At 42.2% G+C, this 19,218-nt stretch carries 17 protein-coding genes and 2 pseudogenes; 8 read left to right on the top strand and 11 right to left on the bottom strand.

Going from position 1 to position 19,218, the window contains the following annotated elements; genetic code table 11:
- Window positions 1-36: 36 nt before the first annotated feature.
- The 7 genes from DS2_RS02685 to DS2_RS02660 are packed head-to-tail and all read left to right on the top strand — an operon-like array spanning window position 37 to window position 6,909.
- Window positions 37-261, top strand: coding sequence for a helix-turn-helix domain-containing protein (locus tag DS2_RS02685; protein ID WP_235188529.1), 225 nt, complete (start codon window positions 37-39; stop codon window positions 259-261).
- A gap of 10 nt (window positions 262-271) precedes the next feature.
- Window positions 272-3,412, top strand: coding sequence for a DUF3427 domain-containing protein (locus DS2_RS02680; RefSeq protein ID WP_035013095.1), 3,141 nt, complete (start codon window positions 272-274; stop codon window positions 3,410-3,412).
- Between the two features lie 5 nt (window positions 3,413-3,417).
- Complete coding sequence (locus DS2_RS20695) at window positions 3,418-4,521, top strand: DUF2357 domain-containing protein (RefSeq protein WP_200870112.1); 1,104 nt, start codon at window positions 3,418-3,420, stop codon at window positions 4,519-4,521.
- Window positions 4,522-4,566: 45 nt separating this feature from the next.
- Window positions 4,567-5,448 (top strand): hypothetical protein, encoded by an 882-nt coding sequence (locus DS2_RS20690; RefSeq protein WP_235188528.1) that lies wholly within the window; start codon window positions 4,567-4,569, stop codon window positions 5,446-5,448.
- Between the two features lie 38 nt (window positions 5,449-5,486).
- Window positions 5,487-5,918 carry a hypothetical protein gene (locus DS2_RS02670; RefSeq protein ID WP_035013094.1) on the top strand — a complete coding sequence of 144 codons (432 nt, stop codon included), beginning with the start codon at window positions 5,487-5,489 and terminating at the stop codon, window positions 5,916-5,918.
- A gap of 9 nt (window positions 5,919-5,927) precedes the next feature.
- Complete coding sequence (locus DS2_RS02665) at window positions 5,928-6,455, top strand: type II toxin-antitoxin system MqsA family antitoxin (protein WP_035013093.1); 528 nt, start codon at window positions 5,928-5,930, stop codon at window positions 6,453-6,455.
- Window positions 6,448-6,909, top strand: coding sequence for a hypothetical protein (locus DS2_RS02660; RefSeq protein ID WP_035013092.1), 462 nt, complete (start codon window positions 6,448-6,450; stop codon window positions 6,907-6,909). Before DS2_RS02665 ends, DS2_RS02660 begins: the two co-directional genes overlap by 8 nt.
- A gap of 109 nt (window positions 6,910-7,018) precedes the next feature.
- Here DS2_RS02660 and DS2_RS21025 read toward each other — a convergent pair.
- The 7 genes and pseudogenes from DS2_RS21025 to DS2_RS02625 form a co-directional block, all read right to left on the bottom strand.
- Window positions 7,019-7,357 (bottom strand): annotated as a pseudogene (locus tag DS2_RS21025) (IS3 family transposase); the annotation flags it as partial.
- A gap of 32 nt (window positions 7,358-7,389) precedes the next feature.
- Window positions 7,390-7,791, bottom strand: a pseudogene (locus tag DS2_RS21020) (transposase); the annotation flags it as partial.
- Between the two features lie 66 nt (window positions 7,792-7,857).
- Window positions 7,858-8,727 (bottom strand): YicC/YloC family endoribonuclease, encoded by an 870-nt coding sequence (locus DS2_RS02645; protein WP_035013090.1) that lies wholly within the window; start codon window positions 8,725-8,727, stop codon window positions 7,858-7,860.
- Between the two features lie 79 nt (window positions 8,728-8,806).
- Window positions 8,807-9,562, bottom strand: coding sequence for a phosphotransferase (locus DS2_RS02640; RefSeq protein ID WP_035013089.1), 756 nt, complete (start codon window positions 9,560-9,562; stop codon window positions 8,807-8,809).
- 14 nt (window positions 9,563-9,576) lie between these two features.
- A complete protein-coding gene (gene pnuC / locus DS2_RS02635) occupies window positions 9,577-10,251 on the bottom strand; it encodes a nicotinamide riboside transporter PnuC (RefSeq protein ID WP_051479552.1) in 675 nt (224 codons plus the stop codon).
- Window positions 10,244-10,504 (bottom strand): hypothetical protein, encoded by a 261-nt coding sequence (locus DS2_RS02630; RefSeq protein WP_035013088.1) that lies wholly within the window; start codon window positions 10,502-10,504, stop codon window positions 10,244-10,246. Before DS2_RS02630 ends, pnuC begins: the two co-directional genes overlap by 8 nt.
- Before the next feature lie 11 nt (window positions 10,505-10,515).
- Window positions 10,516-12,621: a TonB-dependent receptor gene (locus DS2_RS02625; RefSeq protein WP_035013087.1), complete on the bottom strand. Its 2,106-nt coding sequence runs from the start codon at window positions 12,619-12,621 to the stop codon at window positions 10,516-10,518.
- A 195-nt stretch (window positions 12,622-12,816) separates the two neighbouring features.
- Here DS2_RS02625 and DS2_RS19595 point away from each other — a divergent pair, with 195 nt between their 5' ends.
- Window positions 12,817-13,770: an SRPBCC family protein gene (locus tag DS2_RS19595; protein WP_051479551.1), complete on the top strand. Its 954-nt coding sequence runs from the start codon at window positions 12,817-12,819 to the stop codon at window positions 13,768-13,770.
- Window positions 13,771-13,802: 32 nt separating this feature from the next.
- Here DS2_RS19595 and DS2_RS02615 read toward each other — a convergent pair whose 3' ends face one another.
- From DS2_RS02615 to DS2_RS02600, 4 genes are all read right to left on the bottom strand, one after another.
- Entirely contained in the window at window positions 13,803-15,317 is a 1,515-nt protein-coding gene (locus tag DS2_RS02615) for a tetratricopeptide repeat protein (protein WP_035013086.1), read from the bottom strand.
- 95 nt (window positions 15,318-15,412) lie between these two features.
- Window positions 15,413-16,804, bottom strand: a complete 1,392-nt coding sequence (locus tag DS2_RS02610; RefSeq protein ID WP_035013085.1) for an alkaline phosphatase family protein — start codon at window positions 16,802-16,804, stop codon at window positions 15,413-15,415.
- 247 nt (window positions 16,805-17,051) lie between these two features.
- Complete coding sequence (gene eboE, locus DS2_RS02605; protein WP_051479550.1) at window positions 17,052-18,287, bottom strand: metabolite traffic protein EboE; 1,236 nt, start codon at window positions 18,285-18,287, stop codon at window positions 17,052-17,054.
- Between the two features lie 43 nt (window positions 18,288-18,330).
- A complete protein-coding gene (locus DS2_RS02600; RefSeq protein WP_035013084.1) occupies window positions 18,331-19,215 on the bottom strand; it encodes a TatD family hydrolase in 885 nt (294 codons plus the stop codon).
- Between the last annotated feature and the right edge of the window lie 3 nt (window positions 19,216-19,218).

Below are 19,218 nucleotides of genomic sequence, written 5' to 3'. Positions count from 1 at the left end.
GATATCTGGTTCGATTCCCTGAAATCGGTGGCCAATGTGCTGTCGAAAGAAAACCAGCAGTTGTTAAGAGTAATCGCCGAGCAACAGCCGCAATCGGTCACTGAGCTTGCCATGCTTACAGGCCGAGCTGTCAGTGATGTGTCGAGAACATTAAAAACATTGGGCGAGTACAACTTGGTTGAGATGACAACATCACAAAATGGATTGGCGGTAAAACCGCGATATCAATCGATGTTGTTATTGATCCAGCCATTAGAATAAAAGGAATATCATGCAACAAGTCGGAATTTATGAGCAGCTTATAACACAGCTTATCGAGAGTCGTATTGACCGAGAGCGATTCTATGTGGGCAAACGTGAGCTTAATAGCAGTGAAGCATCAACATGGTTATCTCGTTTCCTATCACACATACTTGAGTACGCGATTGAGTCCGTCCCCTCAAGTGATGATCGTCTGCAACAGCAAATTGCTTTATCCAATCAATTGTTACTCTGGCTAAAAACACAAATTCAAGATAACGATTTTATCGAAGACAATTTGCTTGCCAGTCAAGGTAAAATTCTGACTGCACTCTATGAGCTCGAAAATCCTGTCTCAGCCGATTTAAAAAATTATATTAACGACATTTTTCCGTTAACAGGCTTAAGCCAAAGCGAGCTGTTTTGTGGCAGTAATGCGGGATTGTCGCTTGAATCTGAATTGAAGCGAGAGATCTTGTCTGCGGATAAGATTTACTGGTTAGTGTCATTTATTAAGTGGGCAGGGATAAGGATCTTTCGACAAGAGCTTGAAGAGTTTACTTCTAGCGGTCGCGAGCTAAAAATTATCACTACCTCATACATGGGGGCGACAGATGCTAAAGCGGTGGAATATCTGGCGAGCTTACCGAATACCGAGGTGAAGCTGAGTTACAACACTGAGCGTGAACGTTTACATGCCAAGAGCTACTTATTTTTACGCAACACGGGTTATCACACTGGTTATATCGGCTCTTCCAATCTTTCCCATTCAGCGCTAACCAATGGCTTAGAGTGGAATTTAAAAATCACTTCACAAGAAATCCCACACATTATCAATAAATCATTGAGAACCTTTGAAACCTATTGGGCTTCTAATGATTTTGAACACTTTAGTGGCGATGCAACAAGCAGTGAAAAACTCAAAAAAGCCCTGGGTCAGCAGCGCGGAGATTTTGAGTCCAGCCCGACGCACTTCTTTGATATCTCTCCGTTTCCTCATCAAAGTGACATTTTGGAACAACTGGCCGTTGAGCGTAGTGTTCACCAGCGCTTTCGTAATTTAGTCGTTGCGGCTACCGGCACGGGGAAAACCCTGATCTCAGCCTTTGATTTTGCGCGCTTTATCAAAGAGAAACCGACAGCAAAGTTCCTGTTTGTTGCGCACCGAGAAGAAATCTTAAAACAAGCCAGATCTGCCTATCGTGGGGTATTGCGTAATGGTACGTTTGGTGAACTTTGGGTTGGCGGACATACGCCGGAGCACTATCGACAACTGTTTGTTTCTATCCAAACTCTGAACAATCAACTGAAACAACTTAATCTAACTGCTGACTATTATGACTTCATTGTCATTGATGAAGTGCACCATATTGCAGCGACTAGTTATCGCGCGCTGCTGGAGCTCTTTTCCCCAACTATTTTACTTGGCCTGACTGCAACACCTGAGAGGCATGATGGCGGTGATATTTTAGCGGATTTTGGTGGCGTGATTGCGGCAGAGATCCGTTTGCCGGAAGCGATTAATCGTCGCCACCTTTGTCCATTTCAGTATTTTGCTATTGATGATGATACCGACCTTCGCAACATTGCATGGAGTCGTGGAGGTTACGATATCGCTCAACTGACCAATCTGTATACCCACAACCAAGTCCGCTTTGACAAGATTTTGCTGAGTATGCAGGAGATCATCACTGATATAGGCAAAATGAAAGCATTGGCCTTTTGTGTGAGCAAAGAACACGCACTGTACATGACAGAGCAACTCTTATTAAAAGGTGTTAAAGCGGATGTGTTGACCAGTGATAACAGCCACGAGCGGCAACAAAAGCAGCAAGCGATTCATTCTGGCAGCATTAACGTGCTTTGCGTGGTCGATATCTTTAATGAAGGTGTCGATATTCCCGAAGTCGATACGTTATTGTTTTTACGACCGACAGAAAGCCTCACCATTTTCTTGCAACAGCTTGGCCGAGGATTGCGTTTATCGGGTGGTAAAGAGTGCTGCACAGTACTCGATTTTGTTGGTAATTCCCGCCCAGAGTATGACTTTGCCAATAAATTTAGAGCCTTAGTCGGTAAAAGTCATCGAGCGATCAGCGAAGAAATAAAGCAAGGGTTCCCCCACGCACCACTGGGTTGTCGCATTGAGTTGAGTAAGCGCACTCAAGAAATGGTGCTCAGCAACATTCGTCAAGCTTCATTAACGTTGAAGCGCCTAGTCGCAATGATCCGCCAATATCCTCAGCATTCCACACTGCCGTTAACATTGTCGAATTTCTTAACCTTAAATCCTCACATCGACTTGAATGAGCTTTATAAGCGAGGGAGTTGGTCGCAGCTGGTTCAGCAAGCTAAGGATGAAATCAACGAAAATTCAGTTGATGAAGATCTGCTGAAAATGCTTAGAAAGGCCATTCATAACCGAATTTTGACCTGTGATGATCATGCCTATTTGAGTTTCTTAAAACAGCTTTGCCAAAATAACTTTGTTATTAAAGATGCTGACCATCGTTATGCCTTAATGTGTCATTACGATTTCTGGCAGAAAACGGGGCCTGAATGTGGATTCGATTCCATTGTACAAAGCTTGGCGAAACTGGATGCTTGCGAGTTAAAAGCAGAGTTAATGGATGTTGTGAATTGGCAACTCGCACAAACCAAGCATGAGCAACGAACAATGCACGCTTTGCCTGAGGTCGCATTGAGGCTGCATGCACGTTATGCGCGTGAGCAAATATTGGTGGCATTTGGTGCGACCACTTTTGAGCGCCAACCGCCAGCACGCGAAGGGGTGTTTGTGTTGAAAGATCAAAATATTGAACTGATGTTTGTCACCTTGGACAAAAACGAAAAGCAATTTTCACCCACTACTATGTATCACGATTACGCGATCAACGAACACCTGTTTCACTGGCAGTCGCAAAACAGTGCAAGACCTGATAAAGGCCGTGGTTTGGAGTACATCCAACACCAAAAAATGGGTAAGCGACTGTTTTTATTTGTGCGTGAGCAAAGCAAAGATGAATTTGGCCGCACTATGGGTTTTGTGAATTATGGTGAAGTGGACTATGTTTCGCATACAGGCTCACAACCAATGAGCATTACTTGGCAGTTAAAAGAGCCAATGCCACACTTTATGTGGCAACAAGCTGCGAAGTTAGCTGTAGGTTAAATATAATGATGACTCCAGCTATCGACAAAGTGTACCCTCTTTGGCGCTTTAGTTTGGTCGAAAAAACCGAGCAAGATGCAGCGACTAGCCAGCAACGCGGGCATTTTCCACTGATGTGGTTGGCTAATTTTGCCGCGTTGCGGAAGCGTTTTGAGCAAGGCTTAAAAGTGATTTGTGCCGCACCACATAGCCGTTTGCAACCGACGGTAGCCAATATTAAAGCGGCCAAATTAAAAGGCCGCCTGCCACATAAGTTAGCCGAGAAAGTTAAGCAAGACTTTGCCAATGGCCAGTACGATAAGCGCTATGCAGTTGAGAAAAAACAACTGAGTGTTGATACCCCTGAAAATCGCTTTATCAAAATGGCGGTGAGTAAAAGCAAGCGGCAATTAGCGGAGTTTGAACAAAAGCTTAGGGAGAGTAACCAAGCACCAGAACGGCAACGGTTGTCAGATTCATTTTTAAATGAGCTGCATAGTTGGCAGCAGCCGCTACAAAAAGTGCTAGGTCAGAGTTTTTTAAAAGAGGTGGGTGCATACACAGGGTTAAGGCGTGAGTCGTTAGTGCTTCAGCAAAAAACCGGTTACAGCGCGGTGTATCGTGTTTGGCAGGAGCTGAAATTTTATTTAGATGTGTTTGGCAATCAGTCGAGCATTTCAATGAAATCAGTGGCCGAGATTTACGAAGTGTGGTGTTTTTTGTGTTTGAAACAGATTTTAGAGCAGGATCTCGGTTTTGAATTGGAGGAAAACGGGGCGATTAAGCTCGCCCATAATGACTTTTTTGAGTACCAACTAAAAGATGGTTTTGCTGGAGCCTTTCGTTTTAAACGCAGCAATGGTGTGACCGCTAGGCTGGCACACGAGCCGAAATTTACCAAAAAGGGCCAATCAATCCGCTCGTACTTGGTTAACCAAGAGCCGGATATTGTGTTGGAAGTGACATTGCCTAAAAGCGCTGATTTAACGAAAGCAGACTCAGCAGAAGAAAAGCAGTTTATTTGGCTATTTGATGCCAAGTACCGTATTAAAACCGAGAAAAACCGCTTTGATGACGGCAATGAAGATATCGAAAGTAAGGATTACGTACCAGACGATGCCATCAACTAAATGCACCGTTATCGAGATGCCTTGATTCGCCTATCAGAGCCCCGTTTGTCTGAGTCCCCATCCTGTAAAGTCGAAGGGCAACCAGCTAAAAAAAGCCGCCCAGTTTTTGGTGCCTTTGCTTTATACCCAGGCTTTTTTGATCAAACCACAACACCCAATCCCTACGCAGCCGCGATAGAAGCAGTAGGTATTGGCGCGTTTGCCCTATTACCTAGCCAAAATGAGCCTAGTCAAAATAGGCCTAGCCAAAACGAACTTAGTCAAACTGATCTTAGCCAGACTGGGAGCGGGTATTGCGGTCATCAGTGGTTGTTAGAGTTTTTGCAAGCGCAAATTGGCACAGCGCCGCATGAACAAACAGGGCAAAACAATGAAGCCATTTATCCTGTGGCTGGCATGGCGGACAGGCTCTACGTACAAGAAGCAGCACGCATACCGTATTACGGCATGCGCCAAGTGCTGTATCCTGATTTGACGATGACTGTGGCATTGGGTGGGCAACGTGGTCGTGACAATGGCTACTTTGAACAATTTGAGCAAGGCACAGCGCAGTGGTATCACCTGCCGCAAAGCACGTTTTTGCAGAAATTTGAGCAGCATATTGCCGAGGAAATTCGCTATTTAGCGTTGGCGTCGACTTCTGACTCCCAAAGTTCAACCAAGCAAATTGACAAACTTTGGCCGGTTAAACGAGTCACAGTGTTACCACGCTACGCCATTACCGAAGATCAAGCGGGTAAGAAGTCAGGTTCTGCTGATTTGTATTATTTATTTGAGTTAGGCAAACCGCTGTCGCTACAAACGCCAGTAACCAATGTGCCACATCGCCCAATGAAAAACTCGATGAAACTCACAACCTCAACTCGCCTAGAGAGTGTCACTAAGTTTACCGAGGTTGAAATAGTGTACGCAGCGGCAGTGGTGTGAGGCTAAATGTTCAACTTTAACTGGATTAAATTACCATTATGGTAAATAATGCGATAAATGTAAGCGCCTATAAAGGCCTACCTCCTAGCGAAGTTGGGGATGACAGACATTATATCTCTGACGGGCCGTTATATCCGGTAGAAGATATATTAAACCTATTGGAAGTAGGTGAGAGTACAACTATTTTATGGACTAGGCAGTGTAAAAGTCATGTTCAGCAGCTGTCGTATGAGATAGCTGATGTGCAAAAGCTTATAAGGCAAGCTATTACTCAAGGTCAGTATGTGAATTCGCAATGGTGTGTACAAAAACCAACTGGACCTTGGGCTGCATGCGATGGTTACCGCTTGTTTCGGGATGAATGGGTGGAGTATGCGTACAAAGAAATGCGCTACGAATACTATGTGAAATTTGCGATAGGCAAGACAGGTAAGTTGTTATTACTGGTTTCTTGTCATTTATCGCGCTGAGGATATGTGATGAATAGTCAAACTTGTCCAATTTGTGAAATGGGCCAATTAACACTCCATACTGAGAGGGTTACAGTTGAGCATTTAGGTCAGCAAGGCCAAATTGACAGCCAGTATGCCGTGTGTGATTGCTGCGGCAGTGAACAGGTAGGTACTGCTGAAGCTCGCTTTAACAAGCGTGCAATGATTGCGTTTAAAAAGCAGGTGCAAGGCTTGTTAACGGGTAATGAACTTCAGGTCTTGCGTAAACGCTGGGGCTTAAAACAGGGTGATGCTGCAAAAGTGTTTGGTGGTGGCCCTGTTGCTTTTTCCAAGTACGAATCTGACGATGTGATGCAATCAGACGCAATGGATAAACTGCTCCGTTTAGCGGCGGAAGTGCCAGCTGCTTTAGATAAGTTAATGTCGGATGCGGGTGTTGAGCGCAACATCCAGGCAAGCTGGAAAAATGTAGCTGTAGTGGATTTCTCATCGACTGCTCGAAAGACGAGAGTTATTACATCGCACGAACTCGAACTAGAGGCGTGTTATGGCTAAAAAAATATCAATATCACTACAACAGGCTATTGATGCTTTGGTGATCCAAGATGTTTACGTTAAATCGTGTCAAGCCCAGTGTATTGATGGCTTTGATCCAAAGTCTACGGAAACAGGTGAACTGTTAGTACAGCAAATGCATGTTGTTCACCGCAGTGAATTGGTTGATATTGATGGTGATGGACAGCTGGTGCGTATTTATATTCGTTTGGGGACACGTTGGGTTGATCCTAAAGAAGATAGTGATCCTGATATTAAAGCTTTTGTTGAAGCTGACTTTATTGCTGAATATCAAGTGAATACGGAACTTGAACAGGCGGCCATTGATGAGTTTGCACGAAAAAACGCGAGTTACCATGTTTGGCCCTATTGGCGCGAGTTCTTGAGTACTCAATGTGAACGACTGCGTTTGCCAAGGGTTGTTTTACCAACTGTACAATTTAGCAAACAGTAACTTGTATTGGTCAACTTTTCCTGTAGAAATTCTAAGCGGCATTTTTCATTTCAATATACTTTTGGTGCGACGTCATGCAACCAAGGGCTGAATGCCTTCTTTGGTAATTATAAAACTCAATATATTTTGTTGCTAAATCTAATACGCATGCCAAATAACCCCATCCTTGATGGTGTCTGATGTACGTTATGTCACCAACATAGTAAGTATTATACATTTCTGGAACAAACTTACGCTTGAGCCTATTGGGAGCATATTTATGCCCAGTTCCTGACGTTGGGTAGTGGTGTTGAGTTTTAGGTCTTATTGCCTTTAACCTTTGATTTTTCATTATTTTTGATATTTTGTATAAACCTACGTGACACCCAATAGCTTTTAACTCAGCTTGTATTCTTCGTCTACCGTACGTGCAGCCTGCTTCATTAAATATCAATTTAACCAAGACGTTTAGCGCTTCATCTTCTGTTGATGGTGTTTTGGCATCATAGTAAAAACTACTGCTACAAACACCGAGCGCATTGCATAACTCTGTGACGCCAAAGTCTGGATGTGCTTTCTTCATTTGCTTCACTACTTGTGGTTTGGATTGTCCAGTATGAAGAAAGCTGCTGCTTTTTTTAATATATCATTATCCCTTTGAGCACGTTTAAGCTGCGCCTCCAATTCTTGTATTCGCCGTTGCTCAGGTGTTAATGCTTTTGAGTTTTCCGGTGTTTTGCCTTGAAGCTCTGCAAGATATTGTTGTTTCCAACGTGATACTGCCGATTTGCCTGCACCAGATATTTCTTCTATCTGTTTATTGCTGTAGCCTTCGTCTACCATGAGCTTGGCGTATTCTAACTTTTGCTTCGTACTGAATGTAACTTTGGTTTTTCTGGTCATTTTTATACCTTTAAGATTTCGCTAATTGTAAGCTATAAATCTCTACAGTTGTATTAGACCATTACACTACTCGATGTTTTGGATCTGCTCACGCATCTGCTCAATCAACACCTTAACCTCTACCGCGGCATTGGTTACTTCAGTATTAATTGATTTCGATGCTAAGGTATTCGCTTCGCGGTTGAATTCTTGCATCATAAAGTCTAAGCGGCGGCCGCAGGCACCGCCTTTTTTCAAAATTTTGTCGCGGCTTTCTTTTATGTGCGAGTCTAAACGGTCAAGTTCTTCGGCTACATCTACGCGCTGTGCAAGCATAATCAACTCTTGCTCTACGCGGCTTTCGTCAACTTGCTCTTTTAATTCAGCTAAACGCGTAGTTAAGCGCTCGCGTTGCCAAACTAACACTTGTGGCATTTGTTCGCGCACTATTGCAACTTGGCTTGCTATGCCTTCTAACCTTTGTTCGATAAGAGCTTTTAAGTTTGCACCCTCGCTCGCACGTGCAGCTAAAAAGTCTTTAATGGTTAAATCGAACTCAGATAGTAACTGAGCTTGTTGCTCGTCTAAATCTTGCTCTTCAGCTTGCATTACACCAGGCCAACGCATTATATCTACAGGGTTAACAACTGCGTTGTTAAGCTGCGCTTGAATTTTAAGGGCGTGGTTGCACAGTTGGTCAACTAGGTTTTGATTTATAGTTAAGTTGCCCGTGCTTTTGTCTGTGTCGGTAATGCGTAGGTTAATTTCAACTTTACCGCGTTGCATGGCTTTACGAATTTTTTCGCGCAGTACTGGCTCTAATCCTCTAAATTGTTCTGGCAATCGAAAATAAGTTTCTAAGTATCTTTGGTTTACTGAGCGGATTTCCCATGCAAATGTGCCCCACTCTGTTTTTTGCTCGCGACGAGCAAATGCCGTCATACTATGAATTGCCATTGAAGTTATATCTCCAAAAAAGATTGATTAAAGTCATGCATTAAAAGTGAATACTATAGCATATTCAGGCTTGTACGCACTAAATGGCGTGCTCAAACCACAGTTTATTTAAATACTCAAATACCTGAATATATTGCTGTAAAGCCTGCTGGTTAATTTTGCAGTTGCTCTGTTGTTGGTAGTGGGCAATCAACTGCTTTTGTTCAGATGGGTTAAACTGGTTTATACAAATACTTGCAGCCAAGTCATACTCAATGCAAGCCATACGGGCATATTCCCAGTCGACTAAATAAGCTTTATTCCGCGTTTTTAATATATTGTCGCGCGATATATCACCATGGCAGAACACTTGGTTTGTGCATTCATTATCTAGCTGCTGCGCAAGTTTAAGTTGGGTTTTATCTACTTTGTCTGCTGAGATTAGCGCTTGAATATCCGCAGCAAGCTGCTGCGGGATAATATTTGGTTGGTGAATTTGCACTAATTCGCTATCAATGCTGTGGGTAAGTGCTAATAGCAAAGCAATATCTTCGATACATGCTTGTGTATCCACTTGCACGTATTCAGTCACGAGCAATTTGAGTTTGGCGCTTTGCAATAAACACTTTGGTGTTAGCAGCGCCTTTTCGGCAATACATCTTGCTTGTTGTTCATGTTGGACATGAGCAGAGTCTTTATTGTCGAGCGATTTTACGAATACCCTTTGTGGTACTTGTGCTGTTACCGATACCAGCAGTTTATAACATTGATTGCTATACCCTTGAGCGATAGGCTCAATATCGAGTATTGAGCCCAGATGTTGTTGAATAAATTGCTGCTGTGCAGTTGATAGCATAACCAAGAGTTCGCCTAGCTAGTCGGTTGTTGTCGATAACCAACTTGCTGTTGTAAGTAAAGTGTGCGCCATTGCCAATAAGCCCAAGCGGCTAACAAGGTGTAACCGGCAAATAATAACATGGTTAAGTTAAGTGATTTTTCACTATAGATGTAGATGCCTGCAATATCTATCGCTATCCAATACAGCCAAGTTTCAAGCAAGCGAATGGCAATTAGGTAGGTTGCATACACACTAAACACAGTGGTGAAGGTGTCTAAATAGGCAAAATCGGCTTGGGTGTAATTTTCCATCACATACCCCAAAATCAATGATGCAAGCGACAATGCACTAATCATTTTTAAATGCAGTGCTAGCGGCCACGACTGCACGGGTGCAACCTCTTCAGACGCTGAGGTTTGTACCATTGAGTCATCGCTGTCATCTAGGCCAAGTTTAATTTGCCGCCATTGCGCCCAGCCATATACAGCCATAGCAATATAATAAACTTGTAACGCACTATCCATAAACAAGTTTATATCTAAAAAAATGTAACAATATATCCCACTGGCAATAATGGCCGCTGGCCAGCACCATATGTTACTTTTACCGGCCAATAGTACATAAGCTAAACTGGCGATCACCGCTATCAGCTCCAGCCAGTTCATCGCCAGTATTTCTTGCGCAATTGCGCTCATCGTGTCACTCATCAATATGCGACCTGTCGCCCATTATGTATTTACACACAAATACAGCACGACCGATTTCTTGATAAACACGTTCCATCTCAACAGTTAAACAGTTCATCACTTGGTGGTATTCACCAAACACTTGTGAACTCATGCCATTGGTTTTTATGCGTATATCTGGGTATTGACGAATACGTTTTATAAAATCCCAAATTTGTTCCTCAAACTCTTGCTGAGCTAACGGATACAAACTAATTTCAACTGATAATTGCATCAAGCTAATCCTTAAAATTCTAATTCTGCAGTTAAACCAACGCGGCGCGGCTCTGCGTATTGGTACCAATGTTTATCAGCATATCCATCACGTGGATCGTTACCAAAATAGAAACCTTGAATTGGGTAAGTTTTGTCGAATAAATTACGTGCCCATAATTTAAATACCCAATCACCTGCTTGATAGTTAACCGTTGCGTTAACTATGTTGGTTTTGTACGAGCGTGTTTCATAGTCATCTGAAAAGTAATGGTCGTCTTTACCTTCAACTTCTGCACTCACCCATAAATCACTAGAAATGGTATGAACAGCACCAACTAAATAGGTATAGCTAGGGGCTTGCGATAATTCGCGTGAGCTCGTCACAAGTTTGTACTCGCCTTCAATTTCAGTCGGCACTTTCTGTTGGTGATCAAACATGGCCTTTAACCAACCAAAGCTACCATAAACACTAGTTTCAGCTGTTAACAAATAGTCTATTTCAAATTCAAGCCCCTGAGAATAGCCTGTATCCGCATTTGAAATCAATGGGCTAAAACCATCACCCGCGTCGTTACGGTCAGCAACAACGTATCGGGTCAACTGTACATCTTGTCTGTCCATGTAAAACGCTGTTACTGCATATGACAAACCATTATTTTGATATTTGTACCCAAGCTCATAATTAGTTAAATATTCTGGCTTAAATAACCTTTGTTCTTCTGGAAAATCACCATCAATATTGCCGCCACCGGCCATATAACCGCGGTTGATTGATGCATAATAATACCCCGAGCTATTTGGTCGATAGCCGATAACCGCCTTGCCGCCAAACATGTCGTAAGTTTTGCTTGAACTAACACCTTGGTTATTTGCATAACTAAAATCATGCGCTTCAAACCTTGCGCCTAAGGTTAACTTCCAACTCGCGCTCAATTGACTGTCCAATTGAGTAAATATTGCACGCTTGTCGTTATTAAACTCTGAAGTAAAATCATTGGCGAACCAAGTATATTGACGGACTAAGTCGTCTGCTGCGTTTTGTGCATACACGCCCACAACCCATTCTGTTGATTGGTTGAAAATACGCCCTTGGTCGGTCGAATTTAACCTAATTTCAATCGAATGATTTGATTTGTCGTGAAAATAATAGTCAGTCGATGAGTATTCTGAATCGGGCGCTATGCCAACATAAGACCAATCTTCGTCAAAACCATAAGCAGTGTCTGTATCCACTAAATTGGCGATAGCGTGTAATTTAATACCAGCCGTTAGCTGATAAGCTAAATTACTGCTGAAACTAGAAGATTCTTGTTTATCAAAACCTGGCTGGTCAGATAAAGTTGTACGGTCGTTATTTAAACTAAACGCATCATAGCCATTGTCTATGTCGATATGTGATAGCGTGAAGTCCCAAACAATATCATTCTGGTTGTCGTAGCGTAATTTGCCACGCAAACTCAATTCATCTCGACCATTGGTATCGGTTTTATCTAAATAGATGTTTTCCATAAATCCATCAGAAAAATGCTGGTAAGCGGAAACTCGATACGACCAGTTGTCGGTTAATCCATTTGAATAAGCTATGCCAATGTCTTGGCTATTATAATTAGCTAACCCCAGTTTTAATTGGCCTGATTGATAAGATGTTGGTTCGTTTGACTTAACGTATATCAAACCAGCAAGTGCGTTTGCGCCAAAACGAGTACCTTGCGGACCACGATAAATTTCAACTTGTTTGGTATCAAACAAGGTAGCCGCGCCGCCCATTGGGCTGTAATCAACATCATCTAAATACAAACCAACGGGAAAACTTGTCGGTGCATCATACTCAGAGCTTGCACCTAAACCACGAATTTGAATAAAGCGCGCACGATTACTGCCACCATTAAAGTTTACATTGGGGGCGACATTGAGTATTTCATCTAAATGATTGGCAGCGCGAAAATCAATTGTGTCTGCACCTAAAACCGAAACCGACACTGGCGCAGTATGGATATTCTGGCTGCGATAGTCGCCTTGAATTTCAATAACTTCAACTTCATTGTCGGCATTTTCAGCGGATACGCTGGTCACAGAGCTTGCTATTAAACCCGTAATGATAATGGCTTTTGTGATTGGAGAGAGTGTGTATGTCATTTCTGCCTCAAATTTCTTTCGCTCATCAATTGGTGCAACATAGGCTCATCCCGCACAGACGAACACGGGTTTGCGAATTCTGTATAAAAATATAAACACGTTGTTATTTGCCGCGGAGTGTAACAAACATTGATTAAACATTCTTACAAAGTTGGCTATACTCAAAACTTACTTGCTAAATATGTAGGGATGCTTATGTTTTCAATACCTTTTACCGCCGAAAAGTCGATCACGATCAATCAACCTGTTAATCAAGTATTTAACTATATTGCTGATTTTGCCAATTGGGATTGCTGGTCTCCTTGGTTAATTCAAGAACCTGATTGCCCAATTACTCGCACGGCTGAACCCGCAACCGTTGGACACGCTCAAGCATGGAATGGCAAACAAATAGGCAAAGGGGAAATTAAAATATCTGCCTTGCAACAAGATAAGTCGATTGATTACGATTTAACTTTTTACGCCCCATGGAAAAGCCAATCGAAGACTCAATTTAAGCTAACAGAATCCACCACAGAGACTGGTGAACAAGCCTGCCATGTTGTTTGGTCTATGCAAGGCAGTTTGCCGATATTTATGTTTTTCTGGAAAAAACTTATGTCAGCGTTAGTCGGTAGTGATTACGAACGTGGGCTGAAAATGCTAAAAGAGCAGCTAGAAACAGGCACTGTCAACTCAAAAGTAACAGTAGACGGCGTAAAACAGAACAAAGCATTTTATAGTTATGGTTATCGAGTTGCTGGCTCAACTGAGACAGTTTCTGCCGACGTTGGCCCTGTATTTCAAAAGCTTTGCAGCGCTGGCTTTCCAGAGCCTGATTTAGTTATCACCCAAGTTGAAAAGTTTGATTTTGTCAGCAAACAAAGTCAGCTAATTGTTGCTATGGCATATCACACTAAGCCGACCTTTGAATTTCCGGCTGATGTGGTTGAGAGTTTTGTCCCCGAACATAAGGCACTAGCGGTGACCCACATCGGCAGTTACGCCAATTTAGCCAATGGCTGGGCCACCTTGATGGGTTATTTACAAAACAGAGAGAACAAGTTGAAAGCCAACAAAAAAATACCTGAGTACGAGGTGTATTTAAACTCACCCGAACAAGTTTCCGAAAGTGAGCTCAAAACCGTGATATATGCGCCAGTAAAATAACTGAGCGCCTTTTTATCTCTGTTTGGGGGAAGTTAAGAGTCTGATTTAATATCGTCAGAAACTAAAATCCGCCCTTCAGTCCAACTTGCATATAAGTTCTCCCATTCTGTGGTATCCCAATTTAAATCATCCGCTAAATCAATTGCTTTACGCATATGCTCAAAAGCAAGTTTTAATTGACGGTTGTTGTTATCTCGATAACTTAGTGCTTTTAAGAAATGGTAGTCTGGATCACGCGAACGCTCTTCTGCTAACTCAGCTAAATACTTGTTGGCGATCATTGGGTTGTAGTACTCTTTTTTATCGTCCATTAACCTGATATAGGCAGCGCGCAATTTAGCATGAGATAGGTTTTGTTCAGCCGCTCGTTCATACCAAAATAACGCTTTGTTTAAATCTTGTTTTACCCATGGGCTTGTTTGCAATAAAGTTGCGAGCTGAAAATTGGCTTTGCTATAGCCATACTGTGCAGCAAGGCCGATGTACTCGATCCCTTTTGCAATATCAATTTGTTCTCGATACAAATACATTCCATATTCATATTGTGCGATCGGCCAATGTTTTTCTGCCGCATGTTTGAGTAGCTCTATACCTTCTTCAGGGGTTTTCGCTAAAAATTTAAAACGCATTAAAGCTAAAGCAAGTTGAGTTTGATCAGCTAGTTTTTCACTAGCTCGCAATTTTTTTGCAACTCGACGCATGCGCGAATATAACTCTGGGTGTTTGTCATTGATCTCGAACTTGTTCATATCAGCAATGCCTAAAACTTGCTGACCAACAAAATAGCTGGCTTGTTGATTAAACAGCACTGGTGATTTATAAAAGCGGCTAAAATCATCAACGCGTCTTTTCACATAACCCATTTTTTGGCTGGTTTCGACATCGCGAGCTGTACCATCTTTGGCAATTTGATAATCAATAACTGCAAAATAAGGTCGGTCTTTTAAACTGACAAAACTAGATTGACGCGCTGTGGCTTGGCTAGATGCACTATCAGAGCCTAAATCAGAAAACTCTCCCTCCTCGGCAAAACTGCTAGCAAAATCGTTGGATGAGAGATCAAAGCTATCATCAACCTCATCAACAGATTGTTCAAACCAATCTTCATCATATACCGATTGTTCAAGCGTAATTTTTTCGGTCAATAATGCATTAATTGTCTGTGGGAATAACTTTTGATGATGTGCCTGCTTGCCATGTTTTGCCACTAAATCTTCGATAAAAGCCTGTTGTTGCTTTCGTGTTTTTTCAGGTAAGCTGGCTATGATGTGTTCAACGACTTGCTGTGCGTCTGAAATGTTATATTCAGCTGCCATTGAAAAATATATCAGTGCCACAGCTATGTCTTTTTTTACCCCCAGCCCCTGAAAATACATATAACCCAATTGATAATAGGCATGTGGGCTGCCAACATCTAAATTTTCTTGGTAAGCAGCCACGGCTTGGCTATATTGCTGTTTTTCAAATAATGCATCCGCATCCATCACAGTTGTTAATGCATGTGCACTGCAACTAAATAGTAAACCGAACGCAATCCAATTTTTCATGTCCCTTGCCTTTTATAAACGTAAGATGAAGCAACTTATACAACTTAGCTGAATAATCGTCCACAAAAATCACAAAACCTTTACATTACCCGCTCTTAGCTATGGCTGTCTCGGCTAAAATGCCGTTGTATAAGTTCGTTTACTTGAGTGACTTGAATGTTTTGCTGATCTGTCAATAAATGGTTTGGTGCAATAATAATTGCCCCCTGATTTGCATCATCTGTTATACGCCCATGGCTGCCATTAACTAAACTCGCATCGAGTGGTATAACATCCATCAACATTCTAAAACCGAGTTTTTTCTTTAGGATGCGTTTAGCAACAGCCAACAATGGAAATTTAATATTGGGGTCGATATACATTTCCACTGGGTCATAACCGGGCTTGCGGTGTATATCAACCGTACGTGCAAAATCTGGCGCTTTGTTATCATCCAACCAGAAGTAATAACTAAACCAAGCATTGGCATGGCTAATGGCAACTAAATCACCGCTGCGCTCATGCGCTAAACCCATTGCGGCCTGTTGCTGTTTATCTAATACTTGCTCTATGCCATCCGTTTGCTCAAGCAAACTTTTAACTTCAGCAAGTAGGCTTTTGTCGTTTAGATAAACATGCGCACATTGATGGTCGCTTACCGCAAATACTTGGCTTGCACCACAATCTAGATTTTCTTGCCCTGCGGTTTCGCGCACTTTTATCCAGCCTTTTTTACGCAACAGGCGGTTGATGTGGACAACTTTATCAACTTGAGTAATGCCGTACTCTGACACAATTAAATAGTTAGGGTTAAACTCAGCTAAACCTGCCATTAACTCCCCCACCACTTGGTCAATCGCGGCTATTTCTTGTGGAATATCCGGATGATTAGGCCCCAATTTTTGTAGGCAATAGTCTAAATGCGGTAAATAAACCAACTGCAAGTTAGGTTTATTCTGTTTGAATTCTTCCACCGCAGCTTGCGCTATCCAACGACTCGCACCTATACCTGCTTTTGGCCCCCAAAAGTTAAAGAATGGGAAAGTGCCTATGTTGCTTTCAATTTGTTGATGCAAACCTGTTGGCGTTGAATAACAGTCGAAAATTTTGCCACCATCGGCAAGGTAATGCGGACGCGGAGTAATGCTAGCATCCACATTGGCGTACATGTTGTACCACCAAAATAGTTTAGAAACTTTAAAGTCTGGTTGATTAGCTTTGAGCTGATCGTAAATTTTATCGCCTTGAACTAATTGATTGGCTTGTTTCCAAAACATCACTTCAGCTAAGTCTTTAAAATACCAACCGTTGCCGACTATGCCATGTTCGCTTGGTTGTTTACCGGTCAACATACAAGCTTGTGAGGTTGTCGTGACCGCAGGAAATTGCACATGCAGTGGCTGTGCTGCGTAGCCTTGTTTTAGTAATTTATTTAGGTTCGGGGTATGTTCACCCAACATATATGGGCTAAGGGCGACTACGTTTAATACAATTAGTGGGGCTGTCATGTGTTTTTTATTTCCAATTATTTATCTGTTTATCAACCCATTGGTTCGTGCTTTACAAAAGACTCAGGGCACTAACTACACGCAGACTCGCCGTGAATATATCCCTATAGGCTCCGCGATAGCATCCATGCTATCGAGGGTCTGCTTAGTAGTTAGTACCCTAAGTCTAAGATCTTGCGTCGTTCGCAGTTCGCAGTTCGCAGTTCGCAGTTCGCAGTTCGCAAAAATGCTCGATCAATAATCCAACTTATTTTAATAAGCCAAGCCGCTGCATTTGTTGTTGTAAAAACTCTAGCTCTTGGGTTAAACCCGTAATTAAATCACCACTCGATAATTTGTTGTCTTCAACAAAATTTAGCCAAGTGTAGGTTTCGACTTCTAATTTAGGTTTTAGCTGCGGGTTCGTTTGTAAAAAATTTAAGGTTGCGATAATCGCCTGCTGGGTTGTAGCTATTTCAATACCTTCCGACAAAGCAATTTTTTGCAGATGAATCGGCACATGGTAATGAATGCGGCATTCTAGTTTGTCGTTCTTGTTTAAATGATTGTTTTGAGCTTGCTTAAGTGCCACTAAAGACAAATCATCAATCACCAACACATCACCATCAGCTTGCTTGATTTTGCACTGATGCAAAAACTTCTTATCAGCAAAAATTGTGGTAAGTTTTTCAGCCATGCCAGCTACAGACAAGTCGGCACTAATCGCGTTGGATATTTGCACTTTAACCAAAGGAATACCTGCTTGGGTGATTTGGCTAAGTGATGTTTGAATATCTTCAAACAACACTGCTTGATGGCAAGTGTCGTAACAACAACCCAAATAACGCAGCACAGTTTCAGCTGAGATATTTTGCAGTTTAGCTTGGGGCAATAATTGTTCGGTAAAAAAACCAACCAGTTCAGACGTTTTTTCAAATACGCAGTCAGGCTCCATTTCCAAACCAACTTGAATGCATTTACCGGTTTGTTGCTCAAGCTTTTGCAGCATACAAACCAAACGCAATAAGTTCTGCATGGCTAAATAATTTAGCTCGTCATTCCACTGCGCTTTATACGCCAACGGCAAAGTTGAAATAGCGCCGACTTGCTCGTTTTCAGGTAAACATTCAGCCAAAATACCAGCGAGCTTGTAAGTGTAATCAAGCCGCTTATCCGTTGCCCAAGTCGGTTGGTAAACTGATTGTTTCACCACAGCTTGATGAAAATCACCAAACGGAAAACCGTTTAAGCTAGTTAACTGCAATTGCTGATCTGCTAGTGTGCGCTTAAATTCAGCTAATTGGTCTAGATTTCTAGTCAGCTCATCAGCGGCTTTGGCTGATAACCATAAACCACTACTAATAACTGGCCAGCCAAGTTGCTCACGCACTTGGCTGATATGATTTTTTATATTGGATTGTACCTGCTGGGCTGTCTCGCCTGGGTGCACATTACTGCAGTAGGCGAGTTCGCTGGCCAGCCATTTTCCCGCCGCTAACGACATACTAGAGCTTTGTTATTTAAAGGATTCATTTAAGCTTGTGACTCTACTCGGACTCCACAATTGGCGTTTGACCACGGGTTACGCGGTTGTCTTTGTAGGTTTTAGTTTGGTCGATTGTAGTTTTGCGTACCATGTCTAACGATATACGGCCGCTTTGAGCGTAAAAGTTAATTGGATTCTTAAACATAACCAGCTCTACATCTTGTTCTGAAAAACCTGCATCTAACATAGCTTGTGCAGTTTTTGGTACAGCTAATGGATCGCTAATCCCCCAATCCGCCGCGCTATTCACAACCATTTTTTCAAGGCCATATTGCTGTAATAAAGCAACCATACGTGTTTCAGACATCTTAGTATTTGGGTAAATACTGTGGCCACGCCAGCAATCTGTTTCCAGTACCAAGGGCAAAGTTTGTTCGTTTAAGTGATCAATTAATACCATTTCTTCTGGTACACCCACTTCACGAATGGCTTCAATAGTTTTAATTGTGCCAGTTACTTTGTCTCTGTGTGGGGTATGAACTAACACTGGCAATTTTTCGTTTTTCGCAAGCTCAAGTTGCTCTAAAAAGAATCTATGCTCTTCAGGTGTAATATCGTCGTAACCAATTTCACCAACAGCGACTACATTGTCTTTTTTGCAGTAGCGTGGCAATAATTTCATCACACCTTCAGCGAGTTCAATATCATTTGACTCTTTAGAATTAAGACCCATAGTACAAAAGTGCATAATGCCAAATTGTGATGCACGAAAATGTTCCCAGCCAATTAATGAATCAAAATAGTCGATAAACGAGCCCAATTGAGTGCGAGGCTGACCATTCCAAAAAGCAGGCTCAACTAAACCAACAACGCCAGCTGCTGCCATATTTTGATAATCGTCAGTTGTACGTGAAAGCATATGAATATGTGGGTCGAAATACTGCATGTG

The sequence above is a fragment of the Catenovulum agarivorans DS-2 genome (assembly GCF_000568405.1).
GTDB classification, from domain to species: Bacteria; Pseudomonadota; Gammaproteobacteria; order Enterobacterales; family Alteromonadaceae; genus Catenovulum; species Catenovulum agarivorans_A.
Note: the sequence above shows the minus strand (reverse complement) of the source record. Positions and strands in the feature narration are given on the sequence as shown.

Coding starts and splice junctions, on each gene's coding strand:
- DS2_RS02640 (WP_035013089.1), bottom strand. CDS start 9,562: ATGCTATCAACTGCACAGCAGCAATTTATTCAACAACATCTGGGCTCA.
- DS2_RS02665 (WP_035013093.1), top strand. CDS start 5,928: ATGAATAGTCAAACTTGTCCAATTTGTGAAATGGGCCAATTAACACTC.
- DS2_RS02615 (WP_035013086.1), bottom strand. CDS start 15,317: ATGAAAAATTGGATTGCGTTCGGTTTACTATTTAGTTGCAGTGCACAT.
- DS2_RS19595 (WP_051479551.1), top strand. CDS start 12,817: ATGTTTTCAATACCTTTTACCGCCGAAAAGTCGATCACGATCAATCAA.
- DS2_RS02670 (WP_035013094.1), top strand. CDS start 5,487: ATGGTAAATAATGCGATAAATGTAAGCGCCTATAAAGGCCTACCTCCT.
- DS2_RS02625 (WP_035013087.1), bottom strand. CDS start 12,621: ATGACATACACACTCTCTCCAATCACAAAAGCCATTATCATTACGGGT.
- DS2_RS02610 (WP_035013085.1), bottom strand. CDS start 16,804: ATGACAGCCCCACTAATTGTATTAAACGTAGTCGCCCTTAGCCCATAT.
- DS2_RS02600 (WP_035013084.1), bottom strand. CDS start 19,215: ATGCAGTATTTCGACCCACATATTCATATGCTTTCACGTACAACTGAC.
- DS2_RS02660 (WP_035013092.1), top strand. CDS start 6,448: ATGGCTAAAAAAATATCAATATCACTACAACAGGCTATTGATGCTTTG.
- DS2_RS02630 (WP_035013088.1), bottom strand. CDS start 10,504: ATGCAATTATCAGTTGAAATTAGTTTGTATCCGTTAGCTCAGCAAGAG.
- DS2_RS02645 (WP_035013090.1), bottom strand. CDS start 8,727: ATGGCAATTCATAGTATGACGGCATTTGCTCGTCGCGAGCAAAAAACA.
- DS2_RS02680 (WP_035013095.1), top strand. CDS start 272: ATGCAACAAGTCGGAATTTATGAGCAGCTTATAACACAGCTTATCGAG.
- eboE (WP_051479550.1), bottom strand. CDS start 18,287: ATGTCGTTAGCGGCGGGAAAATGGCTGGCCAGCGAACTCGCCTACTGC.
- pnuC (WP_051479552.1), bottom strand. CDS start 10,251: ATGAGTGACACGATGAGCGCAATTGCGCAAGAAATACTGGCGATGAAC.
- DS2_RS20695 (WP_200870112.1), top strand. CDS start 3,418: ATGATGACTCCAGCTATCGACAAAGTGTACCCTCTTTGGCGCTTTAGT.